Annotated in this window: 16 protein-coding genes; 7 read left to right on the top strand and 9 right to left on the bottom strand. The window is 71.4% G+C overall.

Features of this window, described 5'->3' with window-relative positions:
* From AKI01S_RS45710 to AKI01S_RS45700, 4 genes are all read right to left on the bottom strand, one after another.
* Positions 1 to 665: ABC transporter permease (locus AKI01S_RS45710; protein ID WP_067832579.1), on the bottom strand; the 665-nt coding region annotated here is incomplete at its 3' end.
* Complete coding sequence (locus AKI01S_RS53090) at positions 658 to 981, bottom strand: ATP-binding cassette domain-containing protein (protein ID WP_218010065.1); 324 nt, start codon at positions 979 to 981, stop codon at positions 658 to 660. The genes AKI01S_RS45710 and AKI01S_RS53090, both read right to left, overlap by 8 nt.
* A 48-nt stretch (positions 982 to 1,029) precedes the next feature.
* Positions 1,030 to 1,572 (bottom strand): ABC transporter ATP-binding protein, encoded by a 543-nt coding sequence (locus AKI01S_RS53085; RefSeq protein WP_218010064.1) that lies wholly within the window; start codon positions 1,570 to 1,572, stop codon positions 1,030 to 1,032.
* Positions 1,573 to 1,625: 53 nt separating this feature from the next.
* A complete protein-coding gene (locus AKI01S_RS45700; protein WP_067832577.1) occupies positions 1,626 to 1,916 on the bottom strand; it encodes an antibiotic biosynthesis monooxygenase in 291 nt (96 codons plus the stop codon).
* A 60-nt stretch (positions 1,917 to 1,976) separates the two neighbouring features.
* Here AKI01S_RS45700 and AKI01S_RS45695 point away from each other — a divergent pair, with 60 nt between their 5' ends.
* The 3 genes from AKI01S_RS45695 (at position 1,977) to AKI01S_RS45685 (ending at position 4,963) form a co-directional block, all read left to right on the top strand.
* Complete coding sequence (locus tag AKI01S_RS45695) at positions 1,977 to 2,609, top strand: TetR/AcrR family transcriptional regulator (protein WP_067832575.1); 633 nt, start codon at positions 1,977 to 1,979, stop codon at positions 2,607 to 2,609.
* A 487-nt stretch (positions 2,610 to 3,096) separates the two neighbouring features.
* Positions 3,097 to 3,300 (top strand): cold-shock protein, encoded by a 204-nt coding sequence (locus AKI01S_RS45690; protein ID WP_067832573.1) that lies wholly within the window; start codon positions 3,097 to 3,099, stop codon positions 3,298 to 3,300.
* 217 nt (positions 3,301 to 3,517) lie between these two features.
* Positions 3,518 to 4,963 (top strand): DEAD/DEAH box helicase, encoded by a 1,446-nt coding sequence (locus tag AKI01S_RS45685; RefSeq protein WP_067832571.1) that lies wholly within the window; start codon positions 3,518 to 3,520, stop codon positions 4,961 to 4,963.
* 85 nt (positions 4,964 to 5,048) lie between these two features.
* Here the strand turns inward: AKI01S_RS45685 and AKI01S_RS45680 are convergent, their stop codons facing one another.
* Positions 5,049 to 5,438 carry a hypothetical protein gene (locus AKI01S_RS45680; RefSeq protein WP_067832569.1) on the bottom strand — a complete coding sequence of 130 codons (390 nt, stop codon included), beginning with the start codon at positions 5,436 to 5,438 and terminating at the stop codon, positions 5,049 to 5,051.
* Between the two features lie 128 nt (positions 5,439 to 5,566).
* On the opposite strand from AKI01S_RS45680, the gene AKI01S_RS45675 reads away from it, so the two are divergent.
* Positions 5,567 to 6,235, top strand: a complete 669-nt coding sequence (locus AKI01S_RS45675; RefSeq protein ID WP_067832566.1) for a HEAT repeat domain-containing protein — start codon at positions 5,567 to 5,569, stop codon at positions 6,233 to 6,235.
* Between the two features lie 6 nt (positions 6,236 to 6,241).
* Positions 6,242 to 7,246 (top strand): HEAT repeat domain-containing protein, encoded by a 1,005-nt coding sequence (locus AKI01S_RS45670; RefSeq protein WP_067832565.1) that lies wholly within the window; start codon positions 6,242 to 6,244, stop codon positions 7,244 to 7,246.
* Between the two features lie 167 nt (positions 7,247 to 7,413).
* On the opposite strand, the gene AKI01S_RS45665 is transcribed toward AKI01S_RS45670, so the two are convergent.
* Both AKI01S_RS45665 and AKI01S_RS49975 read right to left on the bottom strand, forming a co-directional pair.
* Positions 7,414 to 8,790: a pentapeptide repeat-containing protein gene (locus tag AKI01S_RS45665; RefSeq protein ID WP_067832563.1), complete on the bottom strand. Its 1,377-nt coding sequence runs from the start codon at positions 8,788 to 8,790 to the stop codon at positions 7,414 to 7,416.
* A 325-nt stretch (positions 8,791 to 9,115) separates the two neighbouring features.
* Complete coding sequence (locus tag AKI01S_RS49975) at positions 9,116 to 9,544, bottom strand: ATP-binding protein (RefSeq protein ID WP_169814128.1); 429 nt, start codon at positions 9,542 to 9,544, stop codon at positions 9,116 to 9,118.
* Positions 9,545 to 9,701: 157 nt separating this feature from the next.
* On the opposite strand from AKI01S_RS49975, the gene AKI01S_RS45655 reads away from it, so the two are divergent.
* Together AKI01S_RS45655 and AKI01S_RS49970 are read left to right on the top strand one after the other, a co-directional pair.
* Positions 9,702 to 10,505 carry a helix-turn-helix domain-containing protein gene (locus AKI01S_RS45655; protein WP_067832559.1) on the top strand — a complete coding sequence of 268 codons (804 nt, stop codon included), beginning with the start codon at positions 9,702 to 9,704 and terminating at the stop codon, positions 10,503 to 10,505.
* Positions 10,496 to 10,690 (top strand): DUF397 domain-containing protein, encoded by a 195-nt coding sequence (locus tag AKI01S_RS49970; protein ID WP_084000895.1) that lies wholly within the window; start codon positions 10,496 to 10,498, stop codon positions 10,688 to 10,690. Before AKI01S_RS45655 ends, AKI01S_RS49970 begins: the two co-directional genes overlap by 10 nt.
* Positions 10,691 to 10,701: 11 nt before the next feature.
* Here the strand turns inward: AKI01S_RS49970 and AKI01S_RS45650 are convergent, their stop codons facing one another.
* Together AKI01S_RS45650 and AKI01S_RS45645 are read right to left on the bottom strand one after the other, a co-directional pair.
* The gene (locus AKI01S_RS45650; RefSeq protein ID WP_067832557.1) at positions 10,702 to 11,181 is read right to left on the bottom strand and encodes a S26 family signal peptidase; all 480 of its coding nucleotides are present in this window, start codon (positions 11,179 to 11,181) and stop codon (positions 10,702 to 10,704) included.
* Between the two features lie 14 nt (positions 11,182 to 11,195).
* The coding region (locus AKI01S_RS45645; protein WP_067832554.1) for an ABC transporter ATP-binding protein at positions 11,196 to 12,824 on the bottom strand (1,629 nt) is incomplete at its 5' end.

The raw sequence follows: 12,824 nt of genomic DNA, 5'->3' as shown, positions 1-12,824 counted from the left end.
CCGGTCCAGAGCTGGGCCAGGCTCCGGCCCTGGAACAGCGTCTGGGTCAGCGCCTCGACGCCCAGCGTGGTGGGCAGGGTCCTGGCCAGGGCTGCCAGCCAGCCCGGGTACAGGGCCAGCGGCAGGAACGAGCCGTTGAGCAGCAGCACCAGCGAGGTGAACAGCGACTGGAGCACGCCGATCATCGGGGAGCGCAGGGCCAGGGCGGCCAGCAGGAAGGTGAAGGCCAGCACGTTCGCCCCCAGGAGCAGGGCGGGCGGGAGCGCCGCCCAGCGCAGGGGGATCGTGATCCCGGCCACCAGCATCGGGACGAGCGCGGCGACGGTCGCCACGGCCAGCCCGAACACCGACGCGGTGACCAGCCGGCCGACCATCGGCAGCCACGGCGGCGCCGGGCTCATCTGCGCCTGGGCGAAGGTGCCGGCGCGTTTCTCCTCGATGAGGTCGGCCACCATCACCAGCCCGGCGTACTGCAGGAACCAGTAGCCGCCGATCGCGACCAGGGTCTGCGGCAGCAGGTCCCGGCGCAGCTCGCCCTGGCCCAGCACGAACTGCAGGCCGAGGTACATCATGGTGCTGACCAGCAGCGTGATCACATGTCCGGCCGGGTGCGCGAGCTGGACGCGCAGCCCCTTGCCGATCTCCGCGCGCAGGACCTCAGGCATGGGACGGCCCGTTCACCAGGGCGAGGAACGCCTCTTCCAGGTCGGGCCGCACCTGGGTCAGCGACTCCAGGACGGCTCCCCCCGCGCGCAGGCGCTCGACCACCTCGTACACCTCGCGCGGATCGTCCACCCGCACGTCGATGGTGGTGACGCCGTCGCGCGTGACGGCGTCGAAACCGGGCGGCGCCGCCCCCTCGACGCGGATCTCGTACCGGTCGCGTTCCCGGAACCGGGCCAGCAGCTCGCGCATGGGCAGGTCGGCCACCAGCCGTCCCCGGCGCATGACGGCCACCCGGTCGCACAGCTCCTGGGCCACGTCGAGCTGGTGGGTGGTGAGCAGGACGGTGGTGCCCCGGTCGCGGGCCTACCCGGCGACCCAGTCCTTGACGGTGCGGGTGGCCTCGACGTCCAGGCCGAGGGTCGGCTCGTCCAGCAGGACGATCGGCGGGTCGGCGATCAGGGCGGCGGCGATCGCGACCTTCTGCTGCATGCCGCGCGAGAGGCCGCCGACCTTCTCGCCGCGGCGCTCCCACAGCTCCAGCCCGGTCAGCAGCTCGTGCGCGCGTTCGGCGACCCGGGCCTTGCGCAGGCCCTTCAACCGCCCGAAGTACATGAGGTTCTGCCAGGCCGACAGGCTCCAGTAGACGTTGCGCGAGCCCTCCAGCACGGCGCCGAACCGCGCCATGGCCGCCGGGCGCTGCCGGACCACGTCGTAGCCGCCCAGCCGGACCCGGCCCGAGGTGGGCCTCAGCAGCCCGGCCAGCATCTTGATGGTGGTGGTCTTGCCCGCGCCGTTGGGGCCCAGGAACCCGAAGACCGACCCGGCGGGGACGCTCAGCGACACCCCGTCGACCGCCCGGACCCGTGCCGCGCCGTACACCTTGGTCAACGCCTCGATCTCGATCATCACTTCTCCTCGTTCGGGGGCCCGGCCCCGCGGGTGCGGGGCCGGGAGGGCGGTCAGCGCTCGTCCACGATCTCGATGGCCTCCGCGGTGACGTCGCGGACCAGCGCGAACGCCTCGGCGGCCGCGGGGGTGGCGGGCGCGATCTCCCGGGCCGCCCGCAGGCTGTCGGCCGAGTCCCAGCGCCAGACACCGACCCACGTGCCGTCGTCGGCCCGGCCCAGGCGCGCCTCGGTGAGGCCGTCCTGCGCGGCCCGGATCGCCGCGACCAGCGCGGCGTGCCGGACCCGCACCTCCTCGGCGTCGGCGGGGTCGGCCTGGAAGCGGGTGACGCTGATGACCGTCATGGCTGGATCCCATCTCTAGAGTTGACTTCTAGTGTTCGCATCTAGAGGTAGACTCTAACCATGAGCGATGTCAAGCGGTCCGGCAGACGGACGGGCAAGGCGCAGGAGACCCGCCGGCGCATCCTGGAGGCGGCGCTCGCGCTGTTCGTGCGGGACGGGTACGGCGCGACCAACCTGCAGGACGTGGCCGCCCGCGCCGGGGTGGCGGTGCAGACGATCTACTTCGTCTTCGGCAACAAGCGCACCCTGCTGAAGGAGCTGGTCGACGTCACGATCGCCGGCGACGACGAGCCGGTGGCCACCATGGACCGCCCCTGGTTCACCGGGGCGCTGGCCGCCGACACCGCGCCGCGGATGCTGGACGCCTACGTCGCCGGCACGACCGCGGTCCTGGAGCGCGTCGCCCCGGTCGGCAAGGTGCTGGAGGCCGCCGCCGCGAGCGACCCCGAGGTCGCCGCCCTGTGGCCGAGGGACGTCGATCCGCGTTACGTCGTCCACCAGGCGGCGGCCGAGGCGCTGGTCACCAAGCCGGGCGCCCGCCCGGACCTGTCGGCGCGAGAGGCGGCCGACCTGCTGTACGGGCTGCTCAGCCCCGATCTGTACCTGCTGTTCGTGCGCGAACGCGGCTGGTCGCTCGAACGCTGGACGCGATGGGCCGGCCAGACCCTGCGCGCCCAGCTCTGCTCCGAGTGACCCCGGCGCCGGCAGACCACCACCGGAAAAACGTGGTTTTCGCCTGCCGTCCACCAGATGTCCGGCGAACGCCCCCGTCGTCCCGCTCTATCACGGGCTGATCTCTCTCGAACCGGCCGGCCTCGCTCATCGAATAATCGGGAAGCGGGCGTGGACGGCCGGTCAGAGGGTGTCGAGGGCGTGTCCAGAGAGAGGCGATTGACGGAATCAGACGGGGTGTACGGCCGTATTCGCGGGGATATTTCGGGCTTGTTCTCCCTGCTCATCGCCGCATCGGAGGACCCTCACGGGACGGGTCCGTCCCACCGGTGCATCCGTGTGCTAGTGTTACATCAGTTGCGGTTCCCATAGACATTTGCACGCGCCTGTAGGTTCTCCACACAACCTCTGGCGCGTTTTTTGTTGTTCTGGATTTTCCGGATGGGTCTATCGCGGCGCTCCCGGTCCGCACGGTGTGGATCGGGATCAAACCCAGAAGGAGATCAATATGGCCACCGGTACCGTCAAGTGGTTCAACTCGGAAAAGGGCTTCGGCTTCATCGAGCAGGACGGCGGCGGCGCCGACGTCTTCGCCCACTACTCCAACATCGCCTCCCAGGGCTACCGTGAGCTCCAGGAGGGCCAGAAGGTGTCCTTCGACATCACCCAGGGCCAGAAGGGCCCGCAGGCGGAGAACATCGTTCCCGCCTGAAACGGCTGACGGTCTCCCGCGGCGGGCAGCGGCCCGTTCCGCCCCGCCGCGGGAGCATCGCCACCAGCGGCCCCCACCGGCCGCCCACCCGGCACGACCGGGCCGCGCATCCGCGGCCCGCCGCCCGCGGTTCGTTCTTGAGAATCCCGCATACGGCCCCGCTTCGGGCCTGTGGAGCCTTCCTCGACACGCGCCGTTCTGAGGAAGGTCTCTCACCATGCCCCGTACTTCGCGTACCTCGCGACCCCCCGTCCACGGCCGGTCCCGCGCCCGCGGCCCCCAGGCCGCCCACGCCTCCCGGCCGCAGTCGGGCGAGGGCGAGTTCGCCCAGCCCACGCCCGTCACCGCGGCGCTGCCCGCCGTCACCTCGTTCGCCGAGCTGTCGATGCCCGCACCGCTGCTGGCCACGCTGACGCGCCAGGGGGTGACCGCCCCGTTCCCCATCCAGGGCGCGACGCTGCCCGACGCCCTCAACGGCCGTGACGTGCTGGGCCGGGGGCGTACCGGCTCGGGCAAGACCCTGGCCTTCGGCCTGGCGCTGCTGGCCCGCACCGCGGGGCGACGCGCTGAACCGCGCCGTCCGCTGGCGCTGGTGCTGGTCCCCACCCGGGAGCTCGCCCAGCAGGTCACCGAGGCCCTCACCCCCTACGCCCGCGCCGTCGGGCTGCGGATGACCACCGTGGTGGGCGGAATGCCCCTGCCGCGCCAGGCCAACGCCCTGCAGCGCGGCACCGAGGTGCTGGTCGCCACCCCCGGCCGCCTGACCGACCTGATCGACCGGGGCGCGTGCCGGCTGGACCAGGTGACCCTCACCGTGCTGGACGAGGCCGACCAGATGGCCGACATGGGCTTTCTGCCCCAGGTCACCCGGCTGCTCAACGACGTGGCGCCCGGCGGCCAGCGGATGCTGTTCTCGGCCACCCTGGACCGCAACGTCGACGCGCTGGTGCGCCGCTTCCTGCACGACCCGGTGACCCACTCGGTCGACCCCACCGCCGCCACGGTCACCACGATGGAGCACCACCTGCTCCATGTCACCGAGGCCGACAAGCACGACACCACCGCGCACATCGCCGCCCGCGCGGGCCGGGTCATCATGTTCGTCTCCATGAAGCACAGCGCCGACCGGCTGGTGCGCAAGCTGACGGCCTGCGGCGTCCGCGCCGCCGCGCTGCACGGCGGCAAGACCCAGTCCCAGCGCAACCGCACCCTCAGCGGCTTCCGCTCCGGAGACCTGACCGTGCTGGTCGCCACCAACGTCGCCGCGCGCGGCATCCACATCGACGACCTGGACCTGGTCATCAACGTGGACCCGCCCACCGACCACAAGGACTACCTCCACCGCGGCGGGCGCACCGCCCGCGCCGGGCAGTCCGGCACCGTGGCCACCCTGGTGCTGCCCTCCCAGCGCCGCGCGATGAACCAGCTCATGTCCCGGGCCGACATCACCCCGCACAGCACCACCGTGCGACCCGGCGACCCCGAGCTGGCCCGCATCACCGGTGCCCGGACCCCGTCAGGCGTCCCCGTCGAGGTCGCCGCCCCGGCCGGTGGCCAGGCCCGCCCGCGCCACGCCGCCCCCAGCCGCCGCGGCCCGCGCGACTCGCAGCCCGCCCGCTCCGCACGAGGCGGACGTCCGACGCGCAGCAAGACCTCTCGCTAGAGACGACGCGCGAGCGAAGCACCCCACACCCCGCGAGGCCGACGCCGTTCGGCGGCCTCGCGGGGTGAAGGCCGTCAGGAGATGGTCAGGTTTCGGGGTCGGTCCCAGGGGCGGATTCCGGGTAGGGCCGCAGCAGCGGACGGGCCTTGGCCAATGTCATCTCGGTGAGCCCGTAGGAGCAGATCTCCAGCCATGACAGGTAGCCGCCCTGGACGAAGAGCAGGACTTCTCCCAGCCATTCCTCCGTGTCGGTGACGATCTGCGCCTCAGCGGCGATCACGGTGCTGCGGCCGGGGACCGACGCGGGCGACACGGCATCGGTGTCCAGCTCGAAATAGGCGGTGCCGCACCCGCACCGGCAGCGCTCTCGCACGCTGAGGTGCGGAAGCTGATCGCGAAGCGCGCGGCGCGCCGGGCCGTCGCCGTCCAACAGGAAGTCCAGGACATCGGCGACGTCCTCGGGAAGGTTCCGCATGTGCCGATACCGTATCCGACCCGCGTTTCATCAGGGATCACGGAGCGGAGTGGGGCGCTGTCGGGGTCGTCGGCGCTTGACCTTGACACGGTGACAACGTCTTCACTGCGGTCAGGGAGGTGGTCCCGATGACCATGCCGGAAGAGGACACGAACGTCCTGCGAGCCCTCCAGGGGCTGGAGAACAGCGGTTCGTCGGTGCGGCTGCGGGCGGCGATGGCGGTCGGCACGGCCCCTGACCCGCGGTTCGTCGACAAGCTCGTCGAACGGTGCGCGATCGAGCCCGAGTTCTTCGTGCGCGACATGCTCACCTGGGCGCTCACCCGTCACCCGTCGTCGGTGACGGTGCCCAGGCTCATCGACGAACTGCGCTCGGAGCGCGCGCAGGCGCGGAGCCAGGCGTTGCACACGCTGTCCAAGATCGGGGACCCGCGGGCGTGGCCGGCGATCACGCGGGCGCTCCTGACCGACGCCGACGACGAGGTGGCGCGGAGCGCGTGGCGGGCGGCGGTCGTGCTCGTGCCCGAAGGCGAGGAAGCCGAGTTGGCCGCGGTGCTGGCGACACAGCTCGGGCGCGGGGCGCGCGAGACGCGGTTGAGCCTCAGCCGGGCGCTGATCGCGCTCGGTGAGGTGATCATGCCGATCCTGCGTGCCGCGATGACGGGTCCCGACCCCCAGGCGCGTCACCATGCGATCGTCACGGAGCGGCTGTGGCGCGACCCGGACGCCGGGTTCGAGTTCGCGGTCGAGGAGGCCAAGCGCCTCGTCGCTCTCGGCATGGCCGGTCAGGAGGGATGATGGACAGTGTTGATCGGTGATGTGGCGCGGCGTTCCGGGGTCAGCGCCCGCATGCTCAGGCATTACGAGTCGCTCGGCCTGGTGCGGCCGACGGGGCGTACCTCGGCCGGTTACCGGGAGTACTCCGGCGAGGACATCCGGCGGATCTTCCATATCGAGAGCCTGCGGTCGTTGGGGCTGTCGCTGCGTGAGGTCGGGTCCGCGCTGGACGATCCCGGCTTCACGCCCTCCGAGCTCGTCGACGACCTCATCCGCCAGACGCGCGAACGCATCGCGAGAGAGACGGAGCTGCTCACGCGGCTGCGTCGGATCGGTGCCGCGGAACCCGCCGGCTGGGAGGACGTCTTCCAGATCGTCGCGCTGCTGCAGGCTCTGGGGGCGGAGAGCGCCGCGAAGCGTCAGCGCGCGGCGCTGTCCTCCGTCGAGGAGGTTCCGGCGCCGGTGGAGGCGCTGGTCGAGGCGGTGTTGGGCGAGACGGACCCGAACGTCGCCGGGGCCCTCCGATGGGCTCTGGCGCAGTCGGGCGATGGCGGGTTGCCGCTGCTGGCGGAGGGCCTTGGCTCACCGGCGGCCGAGGTGCGCGAACGCGCCGTCCAGTCCATCGCCGAGATCCCGGGTGATGAGGCGACCGCACTGCTGCGGGGCGCCCTCACGAGCTCCGACATCGCGGTCCGCAGGTGTGCGGCCCTGGCACTCGGGCCACGGGGAGTGGCCGATGCGGTCCCGACGCTCATCGGCATGGTCGCCGAGGAGGCGAACGACGCCGACGCGGCCGACGCGCTGAGCGCGCTGGCGGGTGATCCCGCGCTGGCGGATCGGATCGCCACCGGGCTCGTCGAACGCCTCGCCCCCGGCGCCGTGGAATCGTCCGCGCGCCGACGGCTGACGCAGGCGCTCGCGGACATCCCGGGAAGCACGGCGTCCCGCGCCCTCGCGGAACTGTCGCATGACGAGGACCATGCCGTCGCGCTTACTGCGACATACATTCTGAAACTACGCGATGCGGGGTAACGGGACTTTGCCGGGACCACGCCGGTCCTTATTACGTTAGGCATGGGTTGACCTGGCCGTTGTGGTCACCGTCCAGCTCCAGGCTCTCGGCGGGCGCGCCCGCCCTGGCGGGAGGTCGGCGGGCGTGTCACACGGTCAAGGCCGGGCGAACGTTGCCTGACGGGGTACTAGCGACCGAAGTCGAAGAAGACGTCGCCTTGACCGCCGCTGGTCGGTTGCGCCGAGGCGCCTGCCGGTGGGTGTGGGGCGATATCCGGCCGCGACGGTTTGTCATGTACGCGGAACGTGCCGTCGGCGGCCGGATGGGACGCCTGCCTGAACACTTCGGCCAGGCGGTCGTCGGGCCATGTCGTGGCGCCGTCCCAGGTGGCTCCGCCGAAGAGGGACGCCGCCAAGGACACCTGCTCGGCGGTTGACGCACGTTCCATGCCCATCCAGAATCTGGCCCCCGCGAAATCCGCGCCGGACACGTCCGCGCCGGTGAAGTCCGCACCCAGCAGATCGCTGCCGGTGAAGATCGTGCGTAGCAGTTTCGCCCCGGTGAACTGCGAGAAGCCGCACTCGGGCGCACCGCCGAGGCTCAGTCCGGCAAGGTTGGCGTCGGTCAGGTCCGCCCTGCTGAAGTCGGGGACGATGCCGAGGTCGGCGCCGCGCAGATCGGCTCCGACGAGCTTGGCGCCGGTGAAGTCCGCGTACACGCCGCCGCCCGCGAGGTCCGCCCCGGACAGATCCGCGTGGCGCAGATCGGCTCCGCTGAGGTCAGCGCGGGTGAGATCGGTGCGAGGGGGAAACCGGACGCCGCGAAGATCGGCTCCGCGGAAGTCCTTGCCGACGAGGCGGACGATGGCCCGGGCGTCGTTGTTCTCGATCAGCCCGGGGAGATCGCCGCGCGGATCGGAGGGAGGAGTCCCGGTCCGTTCGCCCTGGACGATGTCCTCCCGGACCACCTGCCCGTGCAGTGCGTACAGGCACCAGCCGTCGCGGTAGCGCATCGCCGGACCGTCGCGGCGGTGCAGCCGCACGTCCGCCTCACCGCGCTCGTGCCAGGACTCGACGTGAACTTCGACCGGCCGCTCTGACACCACGCACACCCGCTCGAACGGCCACCAGCCGCCGCAGGAGCCGACGAGGTCCCTCCAGAGGGTCAGCCGCCGCTCCCACACCTCCCGGCGGCGGGCTTCGGCCCGCCATCGGCGGGACTCGCCGTCCGGGACACCGCCGTTGAGCACCGGTAGCAGCCAGGCCCCCGGCGCCGGTCCGCCGTACGCCTCCGCGACCGCCTCGGCCGTGGGCTCGCAGAAATCATCGTCCGGCGGGCAGGCGGCTGCAGGCGAGTCGATCCACACCAGCCGTGGTTCCTCGGCGCCGATCAGCCGGTACAGGCCGATGATGGCGGCTTCGGCGGCGGGCCGGTCGGCGGGAGCGGTCGCCCGACTGTGCCCCGGCCACTCGCTCCGCAGGTGGGCGGCCGGCTCCGCCAGTCCTGGAGCGCGTATGTCCGCGCTGACGAAGATCTCGGTGTTGAACGGGTAAGGCGGCCCCATCTCCGCTGCCTATCACGGGCGGGTGGGCCCGTCCATCGCTGCGACCTGCACGCACCGGTACTCGGCGAACTCCCGATCGTCGTCGTTCAAGCGCCAGCACCCAATCCGACCTCAGGACGACCGGGCGAACGTTGTCTGATGCGACACCGAACGCTGATCGCGGGTCCGGATTCCTACAGCCGACCGCCGCGGGGCGGCGCGTTGGAGACAGCGCCCGGCTCGCCTTGGCACTCCGGGAGAGCCGGCAAAGCTCACAGTCCTTCAGCCTCCAAGCGCCGGAGGATCCAGGTCAGTACCTTGGGCTGACGTACCAGGGGCGGCCCTACTAGTCCCCTGCCTTGCGGATGACGGACCAGACGGCCTTGCCGCCGTTGGGCAGCGGCGTGACGCCCCAGCGCGCGGAGAGTTCGCAGACGATGTTCAGGCCCCGCCCGGACTCGGCCTCGAAGTCGATCGGCATCACGCGCGGCGGCTCGGGCGACCGGTCCCACACCTCCACCACCGGCCCCTCGGCGGACGCGTAGGCGCAGACGATCATCCCGTCCAGGAGCTTCCCGTAACGCAGCGCGTTCGTCGCGAGCTCGCTGACGATGATCGCCGCATCATCGATCACTTCGGCGTCGATCCCCTGGCTCGCCAGAGCCCCGGTGACGAATTCCCGGATCCGTCCGATCGACCGGACATTCGCCCGCAGCATGATCGCCGATACCTTCGACAGCCGTTCCGGACGTGATCGACGCCCTTCACTGATCATGAACGCACCTTCGGGTTCCGAAGCCCCTCGCGGACGGGTTCCGCACTTCTCACTCTCAGTGAGCCATTCGCGACCTAGACTGGCTATCAACAATGAAGAACTGACCAAAGGTCGAAAAACGTCAAGCAGTTTGTGAAACCGGTGGAAGGAACTGATCATGTCTCCTCGGCGGCGTTCGCCCACGTCACAGCCCGCGCTCGCCGCCTTCGGCCGCCAGATGGCGCGCTATCGCCTGCGCGCCAACGTCGTACAGCAGGCCATAGCCGCACGAACCAACACATCCGTGTCGTTCGTCTCGCAGGTCGAGACCGGCAAGCGACGGTGCAAACGCTCGTTCGCGGAGATCGTCGACGAGGTGACCGGCGCCGGTGGTGCGCTGCTGGAGCTCTACGACGACCTCACCAAGGACGGGACCCCGGTCCCGCTCTGGTTCGACTGGCCGACCGTCGAGCAGGAGGCCGTGATGCTGGTCGGTTACGAGCACTCGCTGGTTCCCGGTCTGCTCCAGATCCCCGACTACGCCCGCCCCATTCTCCGCTGCGAACAAGCCGTGTCGGCGCGTATCGAACGCCAGCAGGTCATCATGCGAGAAAGCCCCGCACCCGCGACCCTCGTCGCACTGATCGACGAACTCGCCCTGTACCGGCCGGTCGGATCTCCTGAGATCATGCGGGCGCAACTGGAGCACCTGATCACGGTGAGCGAGCGGCCGAACGTGACGGTCCAGGTCGTCCCCGCCGGTGGAGAGCACATGGGCTGCGGAGGCGCTTTCGTCCTCGCGACGTTGAGCGACCGAAGCGAAATCGCTTATCTGGAGACGACGATCCGGGGCATAACATCGGACGAAGCCCAGGACCTCACCGAATTGAGCAGGGCTCTCGTGGAATTGCGCGAGAACGCGCTTCCGGGCAGAATGTCGAGAGATGTTATCAGGAAGGTTGCAGAGGAAAAATGGAGCTGAACGGGTCGGAGTGGCGGAAGGCGAGCAGGAGTTCAGCCAACGGCGGAAACTGCGTGGAAGTCTCCGCCGCCCGCGACGGCATTTTTGTTCGCGACAGCAAGGACAGGCAAGGTCCTGTGATTTTCGTGAGCCGGGTTGCGTTCCAGCAGATGTCGATGACGGTCAGGGGCGGATCCGATGGCTGATATCGGGCGTGTCAGCCGGTGAGGCGGCGCAGGACGACGCCCACGTAGTCGGTGGGGCGCACGAAGCCGTACTCGCGGGAGTCCCAGCTCACCGACGGGTTGTCGCCCAGCACCACCAGTGACCCCGGGGGGACGACCGGTTCGGCGGTGTCGCGCAGCGCCGGGAAGTCGTCTCTCGGCACCGGGTCGCCCGCCACGGCCACCGCGCGTTTGACCAGCAGGCGGTCGGCGGGCGGGGGCTCGATCTCGGGGGCGTTCGCCTCCTCGGGGGTCAGCGGGCCGTCGGGTTCGTACGCCAGCGGCGGGTCCGGGGCGCGGACCACGACGACCTGCCCGGCGCGCGGACGGGCGGCGCGGCGGACCAGCAGCTGGTCGCCCTCCCGGTAGGTGGGTTCCATGCTGCGGCCCCGCACGGTCGCCACCAGGTAGTGGCGGCGGAACCACAGCACCGCCCCGGCCGCGAGCAGGGCCCCCAGCGCCGCCGTTCTCACGTGGCCTCCCGGTGTCACGTGGCCTCCTGGTATCCGGCGGCCTGGAGGCGGAACAGGCGGGCGTACTCGCCGTCGGCGGCCATGAGGTGGTCGTGGTTCCCGCGTTCGATGATCCGCCCCTCGGAGAGGACGGCGATGAGGTCGGCGTCGCGGACGGCGCTGAGCCGGTGGGTGATGAGCAGGCTGGTACGGCCCTCGCGGTGCTCGCGCATCCGCTGGTGGATCTCGTGTTCGGCCTCGGGGTCCAGGCCGGAGCTGGGCTCGTCCAGGATCATCAGGTCGCGGCCCTCGCGGACGAACGCGCGGGCCAGGGCCAGGCGCTGCCACTGGCCGCCCGACAGCACCACGCCGGTCTCCTCGTCGCCCTCGTCGGGGTCCCCGAAGAACATGCGGCTGAGCAGGGTGTCGTAGCCGCGCGGCAGGGCGGCCAGCTTGTCGTCGATCCCGGCGCGGACGGCGGCCTCGGCGAGGCGGGGACGGTCGTCCAGCGCGGTCAGGTCGCCCAGGGCGATGTTCTCGGCGGCGGTCAGGTCGTAGTTCATGTGGGCCTGGAACACCGCGCTCATCCGGTCCCGCAGCCGCTCGGGCGGGATGTCGCGCAGGTCGACGCCGTCCCACAGGATCCGGCCGCGCACCGGGTCGTACATGCGGCACAGCAGTTTCACGAGGGTGCTCTTGCCCGCGCCGTTGAGCCCGACGAGCGCGACGGCGCGGCCGTGCGGGATGAACAGGTCCACCCCGCGCAGCACCCAGGGGTGGTCGTCGCTGTAGCGGAACCACACGTCGCGCAGTTCGACGCCCTCGCGCAGCTCGGGGGCGTCGCCGTCGGCGGCGCGGGGCAGGTCGGGGTCGGCGCGGACGACGGCGACGTAGTGGCCGAACGCCAGCAGCCGCCCGTGCACCGACGCGATCGCCGAGACCAGCCCGTCCAGGGCGCTCTGCACGCCCGCGACCCCGGCCACGAACATCGACACGTCGCCGACGGTGAGGGCGCCGCGCCGCGCGGCCAGGACCGCCCACCACAGGCCGAGGCCCGCGACGGTGGCGCTGAGCGTGGTCAGCCCGCCCTGGACGGCCAGTTCCCAGCGGTCCATGCGGCGCTGGGCCGCGTCGGCGCGACGGCGTTCGGTCATCATGCGGGCGCGCAGGAACGCGCCGATGCCGAACAGCCGGATCTCGGTGGCGGCCTCGACGCCGGTGAGCAGGCGGCTGTAGAAGAACTCGCGGCGCTGGGTCTTCTCGGTGTCCCACTCGACCTGGGCGCGGCGGCGCGACAGCAGCAGTTCGGCGGCCAGGGCGGGCAGGGCGGCCAGCAGCACCAGCCCGGTCATGGCGGGGCTGATCACCAGCAGCGATCCGACGAATCCGGTGAGGGCCAGCACGCCCTGCAGACCGCCGCCGACGCCGTCGACGAGTTCGGCGACGCTGCCGGCGCCCTGCTGGCCGAGGCGGAGCCGGTCCAGGAACGCCGGGTCCTCGAAGCGGCGCAGGCCGACCTGCTTCTCGGTGGCGGCGAACAGCCGGTCGGTGGCGGCGACGCCCGCCGCGCGTCCGGTCTGGGCCCGCAGGTAGCGGGCCACGCCGGGCAGCGCCGCGGCGGCCAGCCCCGCCGCCGCCAGGCCGAGGGCCAGGCCGCCGACCGC

Origin of the sequence: Actinomadura kijaniata NBRC 14229 (genome assembly GCF_001552175.1) — a bacterium.
Classification (GTDB): Bacteria; Actinomycetota; Actinomycetes; order Streptosporangiales; family Streptosporangiaceae; genus Spirillospora; species Spirillospora kijaniata.
This window is presented reverse-complemented; position numbering and strand designations above follow the sequence as displayed.